15 protein-coding genes are annotated in these 18,204 nt (G+C 72.6%); 12 read left to right on the top strand and 3 right to left on the bottom strand.

Translation table 11 applies throughout. The features are described from left to right. Positions 1–5: 5 nt before the first annotated feature. A complete protein-coding gene (locus ACZ4V6_RS16150) occupies positions 6–1,388 on the bottom strand; it encodes an FAD-binding oxidoreductase (RefSeq protein WP_467827321.1) in 1,383 nt (460 codons plus the stop codon). Between the two features lie 86 nt (positions 1,389–1,474). Continuing rightward, on the bottom strand, positions 1,475–3,277 hold the full coding sequence (locus ACZ4V6_RS16145; protein ID WP_467827397.1) for a glycoside hydrolase family 15 protein: 1,803 nt from the start codon (positions 3,275–3,277) through the stop codon (positions 1,475–1,477). A gap of 528 nt (positions 3,278–3,805) precedes the next feature. Here ACZ4V6_RS16145 and ACZ4V6_RS16140 point away from each other — a divergent pair. The 12 genes from ACZ4V6_RS16140 (at position 3,806) to ACZ4V6_RS16085 (ending at position 17,529) form a co-directional block, all read left to right on the top strand. After that, positions 3,806–5,455, top strand: coding sequence for a CTP synthase (locus ACZ4V6_RS16140; protein ID WP_467827319.1), 1,650 nt, complete (start codon positions 3,806–3,808; stop codon positions 5,453–5,455). A gap of 83 nt (positions 5,456–5,538) precedes the next feature. Further along, positions 5,539–6,174, top strand: a complete 636-nt coding sequence (locus tag ACZ4V6_RS16135; RefSeq protein WP_467827317.1) for an NUDIX domain-containing protein — start codon at positions 5,539–5,541, stop codon at positions 6,172–6,174. Positions 6,175–6,394: 220 nt separating this feature from the next. Beyond that, the gene (locus ACZ4V6_RS16130; protein ID WP_467827314.1) at positions 6,395–8,422 is read left to right on the top strand and encodes a tetratricopeptide repeat protein; all 2,028 of its coding nucleotides are present in this window, start codon (positions 6,395–6,397) and stop codon (positions 8,420–8,422) included. 133 nt (positions 8,423–8,555) lie between these two features. After that, positions 8,556–9,680, top strand: a complete 1,125-nt coding sequence (gene ald, locus ACZ4V6_RS16125) for an alanine dehydrogenase (RefSeq protein ID WP_467827311.1) — start codon at positions 8,556–8,558, stop codon at positions 9,678–9,680. Between the two features lie 413 nt (positions 9,681–10,093). Continuing rightward, on the top strand, positions 10,094–11,224 hold the full coding sequence (locus ACZ4V6_RS16120; protein ID WP_467827308.1) for a ParA family protein: 1,131 nt from the start codon (positions 10,094–10,096) through the stop codon (positions 11,222–11,224). Continuing rightward, the gene (locus tag ACZ4V6_RS16115; protein ID WP_467827306.1) at positions 11,209–11,772 is read left to right on the top strand and encodes a hypothetical protein; all 564 of its coding nucleotides are present in this window, start codon (positions 11,209–11,211) and stop codon (positions 11,770–11,772) included. Before ACZ4V6_RS16120 ends, ACZ4V6_RS16115 begins: the two co-directional genes overlap by 16 nt. A gap of 18 nt (positions 11,773–11,790) precedes the next feature. Further along, positions 11,791–13,197, top strand: coding sequence for a segregation and condensation protein A (locus ACZ4V6_RS16110; protein WP_467827304.1), 1,407 nt, complete (start codon positions 11,791–11,793; stop codon positions 13,195–13,197). After that, positions 13,194–13,847: an SMC-Scp complex subunit ScpB gene (scpB, locus tag ACZ4V6_RS16105; protein ID WP_467827299.1), complete on the top strand. Its 654-nt coding sequence runs from the start codon at positions 13,194–13,196 to the stop codon at positions 13,845–13,847. The genes ACZ4V6_RS16110 and scpB overlap by 4 nt, the downstream gene beginning before the upstream one ends. Beyond that, entirely contained in the window at positions 13,847–14,962 is a 1,116-nt protein-coding gene (locus ACZ4V6_RS16100) for a pseudouridine synthase (RefSeq protein ID WP_467827297.1), read from the top strand. Before scpB ends, ACZ4V6_RS16100 begins: the two co-directional genes overlap by 1 nt. Before the next feature lie 71 nt (positions 14,963–15,033). Then, positions 15,034–15,753 carry an NUDIX hydrolase gene (locus ACZ4V6_RS16095; RefSeq protein WP_467827294.1) on the top strand — a complete coding sequence of 240 codons (720 nt, stop codon included), beginning with the start codon at positions 15,034–15,036 and terminating at the stop codon, positions 15,751–15,753. Next, positions 15,750–16,772: an ADP-ribosylglycohydrolase family protein gene (locus ACZ4V6_RS16090; RefSeq protein WP_467827292.1), complete on the top strand. Its 1,023-nt coding sequence runs from the start codon at positions 15,750–15,752 to the stop codon at positions 16,770–16,772. Before ACZ4V6_RS16095 ends, ACZ4V6_RS16090 begins: the two co-directional genes overlap by 4 nt. 4 nt (positions 16,773–16,776) lie before the next feature. Then, a complete protein-coding gene (locus ACZ4V6_RS16085) occupies positions 16,777–17,529 on the top strand; it encodes a nucleotidyltransferase domain-containing protein (RefSeq protein WP_467827289.1) in 753 nt (250 codons plus the stop codon). Here ACZ4V6_RS16085 and ACZ4V6_RS16080 read toward each other — a convergent pair. Beyond that, positions 17,455–18,198: a nucleotidyltransferase domain-containing protein gene (locus ACZ4V6_RS16080; RefSeq protein ID WP_467827287.1), complete on the bottom strand. Its 744-nt coding sequence runs from the start codon at positions 18,196–18,198 to the stop codon at positions 17,455–17,457. The genes ACZ4V6_RS16085 and ACZ4V6_RS16080 overlap by 75 nt on opposite strands. Between the last annotated feature and the right edge of the window lie 6 nt (positions 18,199–18,204).

Raw genomic sequence — 18,204 nt, 5'->3', positions numbered from 1 at the left:
GCCCGTCACGCGGGGCGGATGTTGTGGTTGAACCGGAACACGTTGTCCGGGTCGTACCGCCGCTTCAGCTCCGCGAGCCTGCGGGTGTTCTCGGTGCCCAGTCCGGCCACCACCCGGTCCGCGCCCTCGTCGCCGATGAAGTTGAGGTACACCGCCCCGGTGCTCCACGGCCGGACGTCCGCGCGGACGTCCCGCACCCACCGGGTGCCGCGTTCGTCGTCGTCCGGGTCCTCCCAGACCCCGAAGGGGTGCACCACCCACCGGGCGTCCCGGTAGGGCACCGGATAGCCGGACGGCCCGGCGGAGATCGCGCCGCCCTGCGGGAACAGGGTGTGCTGGGTGCCGCTCGGCACGGGCATGGAGCCGGCCCGGGCGCAGTAGACGTCCACGGCCTCGTCGGGCAGGCCCGTCAGGTACTCGGCCGACCAGTAGTTCCGCAGCCCCGGCGGGTCGTCGAGCATGCACTGGAGGTCGGCGTACGGGACCGCGCCGACGACCTCCGCCTCGTGGGGGAGCGCCAGCAGCGGCTCGGCGAGCTTCCGCAGGTCCGCCTCGGGGCCGGTGTAGGTGAGGAGCATCCCGCACAGCAGGGTGCCCACCAGGTGCGGTGGCACGAACTCCGCGGGCGGGCCGGTGAGGTAGATGACGCCGCCGCCCGCCTCGTTCGGACCCGACTCGATGACGTCGCGGTAGGTACGCACGACGTGCCCGCCGGACTCCGGCGGGTACAGCACGAGGGCGATGGAGAACTCCGGCAGCTCGTGCAGTCTCAGAGTCAGCGCGGTCGCGATGCCGAAGTTCCCGCCGCCGCCGTGCAGTCCCCAGAACAGGTCCGGGTTCTCGTCGGCGCCGGCCCTGATCCTCCGGGCGTCGGCGGTGACCAGTTCCACGCCGAGCAGGTTGTCCACGGCCAGTCCGCACCAGCGGTCCAGCCAGCCGGTGCCGCCGCCCAGCACGAAGCCGCCGACACCCGTGGTGGAGGCGCGGCCGCCGGTGGTGGCGAGGCCGAAGGGCTGGGTGGCGCGGTCCATGTGGCTCATGGTCGCCCCGCCACCGACCCGTACCGCCCCGGCCGCGGGGTGGACGGTCACCTCGTGCATCAGGCGCAGGTCGATCACCAGGCCGCCGTCGTTGAGGGCCTGACCGGACACGCTGTGACCGCCGCCGCGCACCGCGACGGGCAGGTCCAGCTCTCTGCCGAAGCGCACGGCCCGCACCACGTCGTCCTCGTGCGCGCACCGCGCGATCACGGCGGGCCGCCGGTCGATCATGGCGTTGTGGACGGTCCGGGCCTCGTCGTAACCCGGGTCACCGGGGGTGAACACCTCGCCGGTGAGTTCTTCACGCAGCGCGGTGAGCGCCGCGCCCGCCGTCGTGAGGGAAGTCATGGCCGCCCCCTTCCGGAAAGGGGTTGGTGTCTGTTCCCAGCCTAGGCGGGCACGGCCGTGTCTTCCTGCCGAGTGTCCTGGTGTCCTCAGCCCCCGTACGCTCCCGACGCCGTCAGACGCAGGGCCGTGTCGATCAGGGGGACGTGGCTGAAGGCCTGGGGGAAGTTGCCGACCTGGCGCTGCAGGCGCGGGTCCCACTCCTCGGCCAGCAGGCCCAGGTCGTTGCGCAGGGACAGCAGCTTCTCGAAGAGCCTGCGCGCCTCGTCCACCCGCCCGATCATCGCCAGGTCGTCGGCCATCCAGAACGAGCAGGCGAGGAACGCGCCCTCGTCACCGGGCAGGCCGTCGACGCCCTCGTCCTTGCCGTCCGTCGGGTAGCGCAGGATGAAGCCGTCCGACGTGGACAGCTCCCGCTGGATGGCCTCGATGGTGCCGATGACCCGCTTGTCGTCCGGCGGCAGGAAGCCCATCTGCGGGATCAGCAGCAGCGAGGCGTCCAGCTCCCGGGAGCCGTAGGACTGCGTGAAGGTGTTGCGTTCCTCGTCGTAGCCCTTCTCGCACACGTCCCGGTGGATGTCGTCGCGCAGCTGCTTCCAGCGCTCCAGCGGGCCGTCCGCGTCGCCGGACTCGATCAGCTTGATGGTGCGGTCGACGGCGACCCAGGCCATCACCTTGGAGTGCACGAAGTGCCGGCGCGGGCCGCGCACCTCCCAGATGCCCTCGTCCGGCTCCTGCCAGTGGTCCTCCAGGTAGCGGATCAGCTTCAGCTGAAGCACCGAGGCGTAGTCGTTGCGGGACAGGCCCGTCATGTGGGCCAGGTGCAGGGCCTCGGTGACCTCGCCGTACACGTCCAGCTGGAGCTGGTGGGCCGCGCCGTTGCCGACCCGGACCGGCGTGGAGTTCTCGTAGCCGGGCAGCCAGTCCAGCTCCGCCTCGCCGAGTTCGCGCTCGCCGGCGATGCCGTACATGATCTGCAGGTTCTCCGGGTCGCCGGCGACCGCGCGCAGCAGCCACTCGCGCCAGGCGCGGGCCTCCTCGCGGTAGCCGGTGCGCAGCAGGGAGGACAGGGTGATCGCCGCGTCGCGCAGCCAGGTGTAGCGGTAGTCCCAGTTGCGGACGCCGCCGATCTCCTCGGGCAGGGACGTGGTCGGCGCGGCGACGATGCCGCCGGTGGGGGCGTACGTCAGCGCCTTCAGCGTGATCAGGGAGCGGATCACGGCCTCGCGGTAGGGCCCGTGGTACGTACAGTGCCCGACCCACTCGCGCCAGAAGTCCTCCGTCGCCACCAGCGACTGCTCGGGCTCCGGCAGCGGCGGCGGCTGCTTGTGCGAGGGCTCCCAGGAGATGGTGAACGCGATCCGGTCACCCGGAGCGACCGTGAAGTCCGCGTACGTGGTCAGTGCCTTGCCGTAGGTCTCGGCCTCCGTGTCGAACCACACGGAGTCGGGACCCGCGACGGCCACCGTGCGGCCCTCGTGCTTGTGCACCCACGGCACGACCCGGCCGTAGCTGAACCGCATCCGCAGCTCCGAGCGCATCGGCACCCGGCCGGAGACGCCCTCCACGATCCGGATCAGCTGCGGGGCGCCGTCGCGCGGCGGCATGAAATCGGTCACGCGGACCGTGCCGCGCGGGGTGTCCCACTCGGATTCGAGGATCAGCGAGTCGCCGCGGTAGCCGCGCCGCGCGGCGGTGGGCGGCTCGGTGCCGGGGGCGTAGGCGGGCCCGATCCGCCAGAAGCCGTGTTCCCCGGTGCCCAGCAGACCGGCGAAGATGGCGTGCGAGTCGAAGCGGGGCAGGCACAGCCAGTCGACTGTGCCGTCCCGGCAGACCAGGGCAGCGGTCTGCATGTCTCCGATGAGTGCGTAGTCTTCGATGCGCCCGGCCACGTGCAACTCCAGTCGAACGGCCACGTCACCCCGCGTGGGGGCGGTCGCTAGTGCGGTCAAGGGGGGTTTGTCGTGCGTCGTTGAGCCATGAAGCAAAGCAGCCGTCCGGCCGTGAGGCCAAACGCTGCGCCGCAAACGACCATTGTCGCTCAACGCACTGACGAGCTCTCGTTGTTCCGGTGCTGACGGGCGAGGGGTGGTGCCGTGTCGCCGGGCGGGCTCGGCAGCGAACGTCCGAGCAGGATACGACGCATGCAGATGATCTGTGTGCCCCTCCGGGCAACGCGGGCCCGCCGAACGGGTGAGCACCGGGTGAGGATCCGGCGGGCCGCGCGCGTCCGTGTCCGCGCGTGCGCGGAGCGTGGCCGGAAGCCGTCGCTCTCCGGCGCTGATACGCTGGTAGCCCGTGGACCGGTGGGAGAAGAACCCCGGAACCGCAGCGGCGCCGCCGGCGGCACCCCGGGACGACCGGGCCGTACGACGGACGCACCGCACCCAGACCGCGACCACGGGAGCCCCCTCTTGGCCATGCCGACCAAATCCTCGACGACCAAGCACATCTTCGTCACCGGGGGTGTCGCCTCCTCGCTCGGCAAGGGGCTCACCGCCTCCAGCCTCGGCATGCTGCTCAAGGCCCGCGGTCTGCGCGTCGTGATGCAGAAGCTCGACCCGTACCTCAACGTCGACCCCGGCACGATGAACCCCTTCCAGCACGGTGAGGTCTTCGTCACCAACGACGGCGCCGAGACCGACCTGGACATCGGACACTACGAGCGCTTCCTCGACCGCGACCTGGACGGCTCCGCCAATGTCACTACAGGCCAGGTCTACTCGACGGTGATCGCCAAGGAGCGGCGCGGCGAGTACCTGGGCGACACGGTGCAGGTCATCCCGCACATCACCAACGAGATCAAGCACCGCATCCGCCGCATGGCGACGGACGAGGTGGACGTCGTGATCACCGAGGTCGGCGGCACGGTCGGCGACATCGAGTCGCTGCCGTTCCTGGAGACCGTCCGCCAGGTCCGCCACGAGGTCGGCCGCGACAACGTCTTCGTGGTGCACATCTCCCTCCTGCCCTACATCGGTCCCTCGGGCGAGCTGAAGACCAAGCCCACCCAGCACAGCGTGGCCGCCCTGCGCAACATCGGCATCCAGCCGGACGCGATCGTCCTGCGCTGCGACCGTGAAGTACCCACGGCGATCAAGCGCAAGATCTCCCTGATGTGCGACGTCGACGAGGCGGCCGTCGTCGCCTGCCCCGACGCCCGCTCGATCTACGACATCCCGAAGGTCGTGCACGCCGAGGGCCTGGACGCCTACGTGGTCCGCAAGCTGGACCTGTCGTTCCGCGACGTGGACTGGACGACCTGGGACGACCTGCTCGACCGCGTCCACAAGCCCGAGCACGAGATCGTCATGGCGCTGGTCGGCAAGTACATCGACCTGCCCGACGCCTACCTCTCGGTCACCGAGGCCCTGCGCGCCGGCGGCTTCGCCAACCGGGCCCGCGTCAAGATCAAGTGGGTCACGTCCGACGACTGCAAGACCCCGGCCGGCGCCAAGGCCCAGCTCGGCGACGTCGACGCGATCTGCATCCCGGGCGGCTTCGGCGAGCGCGGTGTGACCGGCAAGGTCGGTGCGATCAAGTACGCCCGCGAGAACAGGATCCCGCTGCTGGGCCTGTGCCTGGGCCTGCAGTGCATCGTGGTCGAGGCCGCGCGCAACCTGGCCGGCATCGAGGACGCCAACTCCACCGAGTTCGACCCCGCCACCGCCCACCCGGTCGTCTCCACCATGGCCGAGCAGCTGGACATCGTCGCCGGCGAGGGCGACATGGGCGGCACGATGCGGCTCGGCATGTACCCGGCCAAGCTGGCCGAGGGCTCCATCGTGCGCGAGGTGTACGACGGCAAGGAGTACGTCGAGGAGCGCCACCGTCACCGCTACGAGGTGAACAACGCCTACCGCGCGGAGCTGGAGAAGAAGGCCGGCATCGTCTTCTCGGGCACCTCCCCGGACGGCAAGCTCGTCGAGTACGTCGAGTACCCGCGCGAGGTCCACCCGTACCTGGTCGCCACGCAGGCGCACCCGGAGCTGCGCTCGCGCCCGACCCGCCCGCACCCGCTGTTCGCCGGGCTGGTCAAGGCCGCGGTCGAGCGGAAGACGGCGAAGTAGCACACCGGTTGTACGGTGGCCGGGACGCGTCCGTCCGACGGGGCGCGTCCCGGCTTCTTCTCGTACGTCTGGAAGGACAGGGCATGACGGGCACGACCATCAAGGACACCCCCGAGGAGTGGGAGGTCCGGGCGACGGAGACCCCCTTCCGGGGCAAGAAGACCTCCGTCCGCACGGACGAGGTGGTCATGCCCGACGGCTCCGTGGCGAGCCGCGACTACCAGGTCCACCCCGGTTCCGTGGCCGTCCTCGCCCTGGACGACGAAGGCCGGGCGCTGGTGATCCGCCAGTACCGGCACCCGGTGCGCGAGAAGCTCTGGGAGATCCCGGCCGGCCTGCTCGACGTGCCCGGCGAGAACCCGCTGCACGCCGCCCAGCGCGAGCTGTACGAGGAGGCGCACGTCAAGGCCGAGGACTGGCGGGTGCTGACCGACGTCTACACCACCCCCGGCGGCTGCGACGAGGCCGTGCGGATCTTCCTCGCCCGGAACCTGTCCGAGGCCGACGGCGACCGCTTCGAGGTCGAGGACGAAGAGGCCGACATGGAGCTGGAGCGGGTGCCCGTCGCGGACCTGGTCCGGGGGGTGCTCGCGGGCGACCTGCACAACAACTGCCTCGTCGTGGGCGTGCTCTCGCTGGTCGCGGCGGAGCACGGCGACGGGCTGGACGCGCTGCGCCCGGCCGAGGCGCCGTGGCCGGCGCGTCCGTTCGAGGCCTGAGGACGGGACTTCGGAGCCCGGGCGGCCCACACGCCCCCCGAACGGCCGCCCTGAGCGGCGCCCGTACCGCCTCCTGCGGTGTGACGATCGGTTGATCCGATCGGGGGATGCGCCCGTCGCGCTCCACCCGGTGCGTAGCACAGCGTGAACTAGGCTCGGAAAACGCCCGAACCGGAGTTCCGGCGGGCACCGGCGTGCGGTGGGATCGGGAGTGTGGCCCGTGACGGATCAGGCGGTGGACACGGACGGCGTACGGCTGTCGGGCGGCCCTGCCGAGGAGACTCGGTTCCTGGGCCGCACCCGCGAGCTGAAACAGCTGCGGACCGACATCGAGCGAGCGGGCCTGGACACCCTCTCCGGCCGCAAGGCCCCCCGCGCCCGTGTGCTGCTCATCGCGGGCCGGCCCGGCTCCGGCCGTACCGCGCTCGCCGAGGAGCTCGCCGCCCAGGTCGCCGTCCGCTACCCCGACGGACTGCTGCGAGCCCGGCTGAGCGAGCCGGACGGCAGGCGCGTGCCCGTGGACCGGATCGCCCGTGACCTGCTCACCGAGCTGGGCCGCCCCACCCCGCCCGGCGCCTGCGAGGACGACCTCGCCGCCGCCCTGCGCGAGGCGCTCGCCGACCGCCGGGTCCTGCTGCTGCTCGACGACGCCGCCGACGCCGAGCAGGTCGACGCCCTGCTCCCGGACACCCCGGACTGCCTGGCCGTCGTCGTCTCCGGGGGCCCGCTGACCGGCATCGCGGACGTCCGTCCGTGCACGCTGGGGGGCCTGGACACCAAGTCGGCCGTGGAGCTGCTGTCCCGGTTCACCGGTTCGGTCCGCGTCACCGTCGACCCCCGGGCGGCCGAGCAGCTGGCCGAGGTCTGCCAGGCGCAGCCCGCCGCCCTCACCCTGGCCGGCGGCTGGCTCGCCGCCCGCCCCAAGGCGGCCGTTGCCGACCTCGCCAGGCAGGTGCACGCCGAGGACGACCGGGGAACGCCGCTCGGCCGCGTCTTCCACCTCGTCCACACCTCGCTGCCCGGCCCCGCCGCCCGGATGCTGCGCCTGCTCTCCCTGGCCCCGGCCGGCCTGGTCGACCCGCACACCGCCTCCGCGCTCGCCGGCTGCTCCGTGGGCGACGCGCGCGCCGTCCTCGACGAATTCGTCGCCCTCGGCCTGCTGCACCCGGTCGGCTCGGCGTTGCCGCAGTACGAGGTCCCCGGCTGCCTGCACCCCCTGCTGAAGGCCCTCGCCGGCCGGCACGACCGGCCCGCCGAGCTCCAGCTGGCGCGCGCCCGGATGCTGGAGCGGACGGTACGGCTGCTGCAGTCGTGCCGGGCGATCACCGAGACCGACAGCGACCGGGCCCGCGAGAAGCTCGAGGGCATGCCGCGGGCCCTGCGCTTCCCCACCCCGAGGGCCGCCGCCGACTGGCTGCGCGTCCGCCGGCCCGCCCTGCTCGCCGCGGCCCGTCACGCGGTCGCCGACGGTGAGCTGGACACCCTCGCCCGCAGGCTGATGTCCCAGCTGGTGCGGGCCATGGTGGCCCACTTCGGCACCCAGGCGGCGGCGTCCGACCTCTACGACGTCCACCGGCTCGTCCTCGACGTGGCCGAGCGCCGCGACCTGCCCCGGGAGAAGGCGGCGGCCCTGCTGAACCTGGGCGACCTGGACGCCCGCACCGGCCGCACCGCCGAGGCACTGGTGCGCTACCGGGCCGCGCTGGACTCCGGACGCGCGGCGGACGACCCGTACGCGACGGGCCGCGCGATGGAATCCGTAGGCGGCGCCCACCTGGAGCTCGGGGACTACGACCGGGCCGCCGACTGGTTCGGCCGGGCCCTCGCCCAGCGGCTCGCCCGGGACGAGCGCTCCGACGCCGCCCGGATCTACGGCCGCATCGCCACCGCCCACACCTACGCCGGCCGCTACGGCGAGGCGGCGCGCTCCTGGCGCGCGGCGGTCGCCGGGTACCGCAGGGCCGGCGATCTCCCGGCCCACGCGCGGGCGTTGAGCGAGCTCGCCCGGGTCCAGGAGTACGCCGGGCGGCCCGAGGAGTCGCTGCGCACCTGCCAGGAGGCCGTCGAGTGGGCCCGCCGGGCCGAGGACGTCCGGCTCCAGGCCGCGCTGCACCTCAGGCTCGCCGACACGCTCGACCACCTCGGCGATCCCACGGCGGCGGACCTGCACCGGGGCACGGCGGAGCGCATGTTGAGGGAAGAAGCGGCTGATGCCTGCGAAATCCGCAGCACATCCGATGAAGATTGATGCTTTGAAAGGCTAGACAGCGGGAACGCCTTCATTAGACTGGCTCTGCCGCACGTTCTCTGCGGTCTACCCCGGTGTGCCCGAGCCTGAGCGGGTATGCCTTGTAATAACCCCATTCTCTGAGCCAAGGACCGTGATCCACGTGAAGGTCGGCATTCCCCGCGAGGTCAAGAACAACGAGTTCCGGGTGGCCATCACCCCCGCCGGCGTGCACGAGCTGGTGCGCCACGGTCACCAGGTCGTCGTCGAGCGCGACGCCGGCGTCGGCTCCTCGATCCCCAACGAGGAGTACGTCGCCGCCGGTGCGCAGATACTCGACACCGCCGACGAGGTCTGGGCCGCCGCCGACCTGCTGCTGAAGGTCAAGGAGCCCATCGCGGAGGAGTACCACCGCCTCCGCAAGGACCAGACGCTCTTCACCTACCTGCACCTGGCGGCCTCCAAGGAGTGCACGGACGCCCTCATCGAGTCCGGCACCACCGCGATCGCCTACGAGACGGTCGAGCTCCCGAACCGCGCGCTGCCGCTGCTCGCCCCCATGTCCGAGGTCGCGGGCCGTCTGGCCCCGCAGGTCGGCGCCTACCACCTGATGGCGGCCAACGGCGGCCGCGGCGTGCTGCCCGGCGGCGTCCCCGGCGTGCTGGCCGGCAAGGCCGTCGTCATCGGCGGCGGCGTCTCCGGCTGGAACGCCGCGCAGATCGCCATCGGCATGGGCTTCCACGTGACCCTGCTCGACAAGGACATCAACAAGCTCAAGGAAGCCGACAAGATCTTCGGCACGAAGATCCAGACCGTCGTCTCCAACGCCTTCGAGCTGGAGAAGGCCTGCCTGGAGGCCGACCTCGTGATCGGCGCCGTGCTGATCCCGGGCGCCAAGGCCCCGAAGCTGGTCACCAACGAGCTGGTGTCCCGGATGAAGCCCGGAAGTGTCCTTGTCGACATCGCGATCGACCAGGGCGGCTGCTTCGAGGACTCCCACCCGACCACGCACGCCGAGCCGACCTTCCCGGTGCACGGGTCGGTGTTCTACTGCGTCGCCAACATGCCCGGCGCGGTGCCGAACACCTCCACCTACGCGCTGACCAACGCCACGCTGCCGTACATCGTGGAGCTGGCCAACCGCGGCTGGGCCGACGCGCTGCGCCGCGACCCCGCGCTGGCCAAGGGTCTCAACACCCATGACGGCAAGGTCGTCTACAAGGAGGTCGCCGAGGCCCACGGTCTGGAGCACGTCGAGCTGGCCTCGCTGCTCGCCTGACCCGCCGAGGCCGGTGCGCCGGCCAAGTCACCCACCGGGAAAGGCGATACGTCAACAGTCGTCGTCAACCCCGCACACCCGGCCGGACCTTGCCCGACAAGGTCCGGCCGGGTGTGTGTATGGTCACTTTGCGATTCTCGGCCAACTCGCCTCGAACGTAACGCTTCGACCGATTCGCGCACCCGTGAAACCTGCTCTGCGACGGCCGTACGCCCTTGACAGGGGGATGTTTCATTGCCGACACATCGAGCCGGGTCCGGTGGATTGTGTTGCTGCGAACGGCCGACACGCCATAGAGTCGCCGAACGTCGGCATGGTGTCACGCTGACCTGTCTAGAAGTTTCCTGGTCACCAAGGAGGTAAGACGACTTGTGAATGAGTCGACATTTACTCCCGGGGGTGGTCAACCAGGAATGCCTGCACGGGCCCACGGCCCCGGGCGTCTCGAGGCTGTCGGCTCCGTCGCTGTACGCACCTTCACAGCCGCCCACCAGAGTCCGCAGGCAACTCAGACAGCACACATGAGTATGGATGGCCAACACGTGAACGCCATGGCCGGCGACGGAAGTGGCGCGCCCCACAACCAGTTCGCCGTCTACGACGAACTGCCCGAGGGGCACTTCTACGACCCCGACGCCGAATACGAGCCCGACCCCGAGTACGCGGCCACGCTCGCGCCCGACGCGGCCCGTCAGCGCCGCGAGCGCATCGGCCCGACCGGGCGTCCGCTGCCGTACTTCCCGATCCCGGGGCCGCTGACCGATCACGGCCCCGCGAAGATCATCGCGATGTGCAACCAGAAGGGCGGCGTCGGCAAGACCACGTCGACCATCAACCTGGGTGCCGCGCTCGCCGAGTACGGGCGCCGGGTGCTGCTCGTCGACTTCGACCCGCAGGGCGCCCTGTCGGTCGGTCTCGGCGTCAACCCGATGGAGCTCGACCTCACCGTCTACAACCTGCTCATGGAGCGGGGCATGGCGGCCGACGAGGTGCTGCTGAAGACGGCGGTCCCCAACATGGACCTGCTGCCCAGCAACATCGACCTGTCGGCGGCCGAGGTCCAGCTGGTGAGCGAGGTCGCGCGCGAGTCCACCCTGCAGCGGGCGCTCAAGCCGCTGATGGACGACTACGACTACATCGTCATCGACTGCCAGCCCTCGCTCGGCCTGCTGACGGTCAACGCGCTGACCGCCGCGCACAAGGTGATCGTGCCGCTGGAGTGCGAGTTCTTCGCGCTGCGCGGTGTGGCCCTGCTGACCGAGACCATCGAGAAGGTCCAGGAGCGGCTCAACCCCGACCTGGAGCTCGACGGCATCCTCGCCACCATGTACGACTCGCGCACGGTGCACAGCCGAGAGGTGCTCGCGCGTGTCGTCGAGGCGTTCGACGACCACGTCTACCACACGGTCATCGGGCGCACGGTCCGCTTCCCGGAGACCACGGTCGCCGGTGAGCCGATCACCACGTACGCCTCCAACTCCGTCGGTGCCGCCGCCTACCGCCAGCTCGCCAGGGAGGTGCTCGCCCGGTGTCACGCCGAGTGAGTCTGCCGGGGGCCGACGAACTCTTCCGTACGACAGGGGGGACGGCGCTCCAGGCGTCCACCCCGCGGCGGCCGGCGGGCGTCGACGCCCGGGTACCGGCTCCGGCGGGGGAGAGCGACCGGACGGCCGCCGAGGACGCGCCGCAGTCGGTGCCCGCACAGGGCGGTGACGGCCGGGGCGCGGAGCACGCGGCGGCGGACGTGGACCCGGCCGGCGAGTCGCGCAGCCGGGGCGCGGACCGCCCGGCGCGGCGCCCCGACCCCGGGACGGACGCGCAGGAAGGTTCTGCCGTCGCCCAGCCCCGCAAGCGCGGCCGGGCCGCCGCGCGGCGGCCCAGCGGCCGCGAACGGCACGACGAGAAGATCACCGTGTACGTCTCCGCCGAGGAGCTCATGGACCTGGAGCACGCCCGGCTGGTGCTCCGGGGCGAGCACGGGCTGGCCGTGGACCGCGGCCGGATCGTCCGCGAGGCGGTCGCCGTGGTCCTCGCCGACCTGGAGAGCCGCGGGGACGCCAGCATCCTCGTACGGCGACTGCGCGGACGGTAGCGGTAGCCTGCGGGGGCCATGACCTCGAACGACGCTTCCCGCCCCGGTGCCCCCGCCGGCCGTCGGCGCACCCTGGGGAGGGGGCCGGGGACGCCACGGGTGGCCCCGGCGCCCGAGGCGGCGACGCCGGGCACCGGGCCCGCGGAGGCGTCGCTCGAAGCGGGGCCGGCCCCGCAGACCCCCGGCACGGCGGCCGGCCCCGGTGCGGGGCACGCCGGCCGGGAGACGGCCGCGCAGGACGCAGAAGCCCCCGGGAGCGCCCGGCCCGGGGCGGCCGGGCCGGGGCACCGGTCCACGGACCGCGGGCATCCGCCGCACGGCGCTCCGGAGCCCCCCGGGGCCGTGCGGGCGGCTCCCGCGGCAGAGGTCCCGTCGCCGGACGGGGCGACGTCCCGTACGGCGGCCGAGCCCGGCGCGCGGCCGGAGGCCGGGCCGGGGAGGTCCGGCACCGTGGCGGAGGGTCCGGGGGAGCACGCGAGCCCGTCGCCGGGGGCCCCGGAGCCCGCCCGCGCGGATCCGGTCGCCCCGCCGCAGGGCGGGCCCGGGGCGACCGGCGACAAAGCGGCGCCGCACGGCCTTCCCGAGGACACGCCCGAGGACGCGGGCGACGGGGTCTTCACGGTCCGGCTCGCCAACTTCGAGGGGCCCTTCGACCTGCTCCTCCAGCTCATCTCCAAGCACAAGATGGACGTCACCGAGGTCGCGCTCTCCGAGGTGACCGACGAGTTCATGGCGCACATCCGCGCCATGGGGCCGGACTGGGACCTGGACGAGACGACCGAGTTCCTGGTCGTCGCCGCCACCCTGCTCGATCTGAAGGCGGCCCGGCTGCTGCCCGCCGCCGAGGTCGAGGACGAGGCCGACCTCGCGTTGCTGGAGGCCCGCGACCTGCTCTTCGCGCGGCTGCTGCAGTACCGCGCGTACAAGCAGATCGCGGAGATCTTCAACGAACGGCTCGACGCCGAGGCCCGCCGTCACCCCCGCACCGTCGGTCTGGAACCCCACCACGCCGAGCTGCTGCCCGAGGTCGTCATCAGCATCGGCCCCGAGGGCTTCGCCCGGCTCGCCGTGAAGGCGATGCAGCCCAGGCCCGAGCCGCGGGTGTACGTCGAGCACATCCACGCACCCCTGGTCAGCGTGCAGGAGCAGGCCCGGATCGTCGTGGCCCGGCTGCGGGAGCTGGGCGAGGCGGGCTTCGGCGTCCTGGTCGAGGACGCCGAGGACACCCTGACCGTCGTGGCCCGCTTCCTGGCCCTGCTGGAGCTGTACCGGGAGAAGGCCGTCGCGCTGGACCAGGAGACCGCGCTCGGCGAACTGCTGGTGCGCTGGACCGGCGGGGACGGTGGCGCCGAGCCGGTGGTGACCGACGAGTTCGACCGGCCGCCCGAGGAGAACGGGAAGACCGAGGAGGAGCAGCAGGCGTGAGTGACGAGACCCCGGAGTTCCCGGACGGGCCGCGTGACGTCGCCGCCCTCGACCTCGGACCCGCCCTCGAGGCCGTCCTCATGGTCGTCGACGAACCCGCGACCGAGGAGCACCTCGCGAAGGTCCTCCAGCGGCCCCGGCGGCAGATCGCGGACGCGCTGCGCGAGCTGGCCGACGAGTACACCGCCCAGGGTCGCGGTTTCGAGCTCCGGCTCGTCGCCGGCGGCTGGCGCTTCTACACCCGCCCCGAGTACGCGGCGGCCGTCGAGGGCTACGTCCTGGACGGCCGGAACGCCCGCCTCACCCAGGCCGCGCTGGAGACCCTCGCGGTGGTCGCCTACCGCCAGCCGGTCAGCCGCAGCCGCGTCTCCGCGGTGCGCGGCGTGAACTGCGACGGCGTGATGCGCACCCTCCTCCAGCGGGGGCTGGTGGAGGAGGCGGGCACGGAACCCGAAACAGGTGCGATCCTGTACGTGACGACGAACTACTTCCTGGAGCGGATGGGCCTGCGCGGCCTGGACGAACTCCCGGAGCTCGCGCCCTTCCTCCCGGAGGCGGAGGCGATCGAGGCCGAGACGCTGGAAGGGGTCCCGTCGTTCGATCCGGACGCCCCGGATTCCGAGGACGCAGACGACAAGACGGAACTTTGATGCGAAGCAGCAGCGGCAGGAACAGCAGCGGAAACAACGGCGGGAGCCGTGGTGGCAACAGCGGCGGCCGCGGCGGGAGCGGCGGCGGCCGCGGTAACTACCGCGGCGCCGGCAACAACCGTGACGACCGGCAGGGCGGCCGTCCGAAGAAGCCGCGCCCGGAGGAGCGGCGCTACGACGTGGGCCCCGGCGCCACCCAGGACGGCCCGAAGTCGGGCCGCGGCCCCTCGGCCCGCGGCGGCGCCAAGGGCGGTCCGAAGCGGCCCCAGCAGCGGGGCCGCAGCGCCCCGGCCACGTCCCGCGAGTACGAGACGCGGGCCGAGGAGCGCAACCGCGAGCGGTACGCGGGCAAGAAGGACGTCAAGCTGCCCAAGACCTTCCCGGGCGCCGAGCAGGAGGGCGAGCGGCTGCAGAAGGTCCTCGCGCGCGCGGGATACGGTTCCCGGCGGGCCTGCGAGGAGCTGATCGAGCAGGCGCGCGTCGAGGTCAACGGCGAGATCGTCATGGAGCAGGGCAAGCGGGTCGACCCGGAGAAGGACGAGGTCAAGGTCGACGGCCTGACCGTCGCGACGCAGTCGTACCAGTTCTTCTCGCTCAACAAGCCCGCCGGCGTCGTCTCCACCATGGAGGACCCGGAGGGCCGGCAGTGCCTCGGCGACTACGTCACCAACCGTGAGACCCGCCTCTTCCACGTCGGCCGGCTCGACACCGAGACCGAGGGCGTCATCCTGCTCACCAACCACGGTGAGCTGGCGCACCGCCTGACCCACCCGAAGTACGGCGTGAAGAAGACCTACCTCGCGCACATCGTGGGCCCGATCCCGCGCGACCTCGGCAAGCGCCTGAAGGACGGCATCCAGCTCGAGGACGGGTACGCGCGCGCGGACCACTTCCGGGTCGTGGAGCAGACCGGCAAGAACTACCTGGTCGAGGTCACCCTCCACGAGGGCCGCAAGCACATCGTCCGCCGGATGCTGGCGGAGGCGGGCTTCCCCGTGGACAAGCTCGTGCGCACCGCCTTCGGCCCGATCACGCTGGGCGACCAGAAGTCGGGCTGGCTGCGCCGGCTGTCCAACACGGAGGTCGGGATGCTGATGCAGGAGGTCGACCTCTAGGCGACCGGAGGGTTGTGACGGGCGGCCACCCCCTTTTATAGTCTGAGTGACTATTAAGGGGGTGGCCGCCCGTGCTCGGCTACGACAAGCACGCCTTCGAGCCCTTCGCCGTCACCGTCGACCTCGCCGTCCTCACGCTCCGCGCGGGCGCGCTGCACGTGCTGCTCGTCCAACGGGGCCAGGAGCCGTACGCCGGCCGCTGGGCCCTGCCCGGCGGCTTCCTGCTGCCCGGGGAGTCGGCGGAGGAGGCGGCCCGCCGGGAGCTGGCCGAGGAGACGGGCCTCGCGGACGTGACCGGACTGCACCTGGAGCAGCTGCGGACCTACAGCGAGCCCGGCCGCGACCCCCGGATGCGGGTCGTCTCCGTCGCCTTCACGGCACTGCTGCCCGATCCTCCCGAGCCGGAGGCCGGCACCGACGCGGCCGAGGCCCGCTGGGTCCCGTACGACGAGGCCCGGGGCCTCGCCTTCGACCACGACCGGATCCTGGCCGACGCCCGGGAACGCGTCGGCGCCAAGCTGGAGTACACCTGCCTGGCCACCGCCTTCTGCCCGGCCGAGTTCACGCTCGGCGAGCTGCAACAGGTCTACGAGACGGTGTGGGGCACGGCCCTGGACCGGCCCAACTTCCGCCGCAAGGTCCTCGCCACCCCGGGCTTCGTCGAAGCGGTCCCCGGTGCCGCCCGCCTGACCGGAGGCCGCGGCAAACCGGCCGCGCTGTACCGCGCCGGCCCGGCCACCGCCCTGCACCCGCCCCTGCTCCGCGCACCTCGGGAAGGACGCCCCGCATGACCACGACCACCGTCACCAAGCGCGCCGCCACCGGCGCGCTCACCGGACTCGCCCTCGGGGACGCGCTGGGCTTCCCCACCGAGTTCAACGACGTCCCGTCGATCCTCGCCACATGCGGGCCGTGGCGGAAGATGGAACTGCCCCGGCCGGCGATCGTCACCGACGACACCCAGATGACACTGGCGCTGGGGCGGGGGCTGCGGACGGCCATGGACCACGGGAGCCTGACGCCGGAGGGGATGACCGGGCCCGTACGGCGGGAGTTCATCGCCTGGAACCGGTCGCCGGAGAACAACCGGGCCCCGGGCAACACCTGCCTCAGGGCCTGCGACCTCCTGGAGCGGGAGGACCGCCCCTGGCAGGACGCCAGCCAGATCCACTCCAAGGGCTGCGGCGCCAACATGCGCGTCGCCCCCGTCGGACTCGTCCCCGGGCTGAGCGACGAACAGCGCGCCGGCGCCGCCCAGCTGCAGTCCGCCCTCACCCACGGGCACCCCACCGCGCTCGCCGCCTCCGACCTCACCGCGCACGCCGTGCGGCTGCTCGCCGAGGGCGCCGAACCGACCGGACTGGTCGGGCTGCTGCGGTCGTACGCCTACGACAACCGCACCCGCTACCACGAGCGCTGGCTCGGCGACCTGTGGACCCGCGCCCAGGACCCCACGCCCGAGCACTTCATCGCCCGCGGCTGGGACGAGTGCCTGGCGGCGCTCGACCGGCTCCAGCACGCGGTGCGCACCGTCTCGCCGGAGACCGACCCGTGCCTCGCGGTCGGCCAGGGCTGGATCGCCGAGGAGGCCGTGGCGGCCGGGCTGCTCTGCTTCCTGCTCTTCGTCGACGAGCCGCTGACCGCCCTGCGCCGGGGCGCCTGCACCTCCGGCGACTCCGACTCCATCGCCTGCCTCGCGGGCGCCTTCGCGGGTGCCCACCTGGGGGCCGACGCGTGGCCGCCCGCGTGGGCCGACCGCATCGAGTACCGGACCGGGCTGCTGGAGCTCGGGGCGCTCTGGGACGCTTGAGCGCATGATCGACGCCCTGGACACCGACCTGGCCCCGGTGGTGGCCGAGCAGCCCTTCCCGGTGCTGTTCGCCACCGTCTCCGGCGCCCACCTCTACGGCTTCCCCTCCCGGGACTCGGACGTCGACCTGCGCGGCGTCCACCTGCTGCCCGCCGCCGACCTGGTCGGGCTGCGCGAGCCGGAGGAGACGCGGTCCCGGATGTGGGACCGGGACGGCGTCGAGATGGACCTCGTCACGCACGACCTGCGCAAGTTCGTCCGGCTGATGCTCCGCCGCAACGGCTATGTGCTGGAGCAGCTGCTGTCGCCGCTGGTCGTGCACACCACCGACGCCCACCGGGAACTGGCCGCGCTCGCACCGGGCGTGCTCACCGGCCACCACGCCCACCACTACCGGGGGTTCGCGCGGACCCAGTGGCGGCTGTTCGAGAGGAGCGGCGAGCTCAAGCCGCTGCTGTACACCTTCCGGGTCCTGCTCACCGGCATCCACCTGATGCGCGCCGGCGAGGTGCAGCCCCATCTGCCCACGCTCGCCGGGGAGGTCGACGCCGCCCCGGCGTACCTGCCGGAGCTGATCGCCGCCAAGGCCGAGCGCGAGCACGGCGCCGCCGATGTCGGCCACGCGCGCGTGCGGGCCGACGCGGAGCGGCTGCACGCGGTGCTGGACGAGGCACAGGCCGCGTCAGTGCTGCCCGGCGCCCCGGCCGCCTACGACGCCCTGCACGACTTCGTCGTGCGGACCCGCCTGGAGGGCTGAGGCACGGCGCACGCGGACGAGGAAGTCCTCCACGCGGCGCCGGTCCGGTTCGTCGGGGAGCGGGCTGCGGCGGACGGCCTGCTCGCCCTCCTCCACCAGGCGGGCCATCCGGGCGTCCACCTCCGGCCAGGGCACCTCGCCGCGCTTCACGGCGAGCAGCGCCTCGCGCCGGTCGCCGACGTCGACGGTGAGCGTGCCCGTGCGCAGCAGGTCACGGGCCGACGTCAGCAGCCGCAGCAGGTGCATCGCGTGCTTCCAGCGCGGGGCGCCGTGCGTGCGCACGTCGGCGTCCAGCCTGCGGCGCTGGCCGTGGGCGTAGCGGGTGAACGTCCCGTGGACCCGGCGGGAGAGGAACGCCTCGCGCAGCGCGAGGAGTTCGCGACCGGTGGCGTCGGCGTACTCCACGAGCGGGGAGTGCAGGCACTCCAGGATGTTCGGGTTCGCGCGCAGCGCCAGCTCGCAGAAGCGCTCCAGCTCCCAGCCGAACTGCTCCTCGGCCGGTCCCTCGACGTGGGTCGGCGGCTTCTCGAAGCGCCAGAACAGCGGGGTCGGGGCGAGGAAGACGCCCCGGCGGTCCGTGTCGCTGTCCTCCGTCGCCAGACCGAAGGCGCGCGAACCCATGACACAGGCGTAGATCGTGTGGTCGCGTACCAACGTCTCGGGGTGCATGCCGGG

Source organism: Streptomyces sp. NPDC029152, assembly GCF_055564355.1.
This window is presented reverse-complemented; position numbering and strand designations above follow the sequence as displayed.

Excerpts from the sequence above, each read along its gene's own strand:
- ACZ4V6_RS16150 (WP_467827321.1), bottom strand. The coding sequence starts at position 1,388 with ATGACTTCCCTCACGACGGCGGGCGCGGCGCTCACCGCGCTGCGTGAA.
- ACZ4V6_RS16140 (WP_467827319.1), top strand. The coding sequence starts at position 3,806 with ATGCCGACCAAATCCTCGACGACCAAGCACATCTTCGTCACCGGGGGT.
- ACZ4V6_RS16135 (WP_467827317.1), top strand. The coding sequence starts at position 5,539 with ATGACGGGCACGACCATCAAGGACACCCCCGAGGAGTGGGAGGTCCGG.
- ACZ4V6_RS16120 (WP_467827308.1), top strand. The coding sequence starts at position 10,094 with ATGCCTGCACGGGCCCACGGCCCCGGGCGTCTCGAGGCTGTCGGCTCC.
- ACZ4V6_RS16110 (WP_467827304.1), top strand. The coding sequence starts at position 11,791 with ATGACCTCGAACGACGCTTCCCGCCCCGGTGCCCCCGCCGGCCGTCGG.
- ACZ4V6_RS16100 (WP_467827297.1), top strand. The coding sequence starts at position 13,847 with ATGCGAAGCAGCAGCGGCAGGAACAGCAGCGGAAACAACGGCGGGAGC.
- ACZ4V6_RS16090 (WP_467827292.1), top strand. The coding sequence starts at position 15,750 with ATGACCACGACCACCGTCACCAAGCGCGCCGCCACCGGCGCGCTCACC.
- ACZ4V6_RS16085 (WP_467827289.1), top strand. The coding sequence starts at position 16,777 with ATGATCGACGCCCTGGACACCGACCTGGCCCCGGTGGTGGCCGAGCAG.
- ACZ4V6_RS16080 (WP_467827287.1), bottom strand. The coding sequence starts at position 18,198 with ATGCACCCCGAGACGTTGGTACGCGACCACACGATCTACGCCTGTGTC.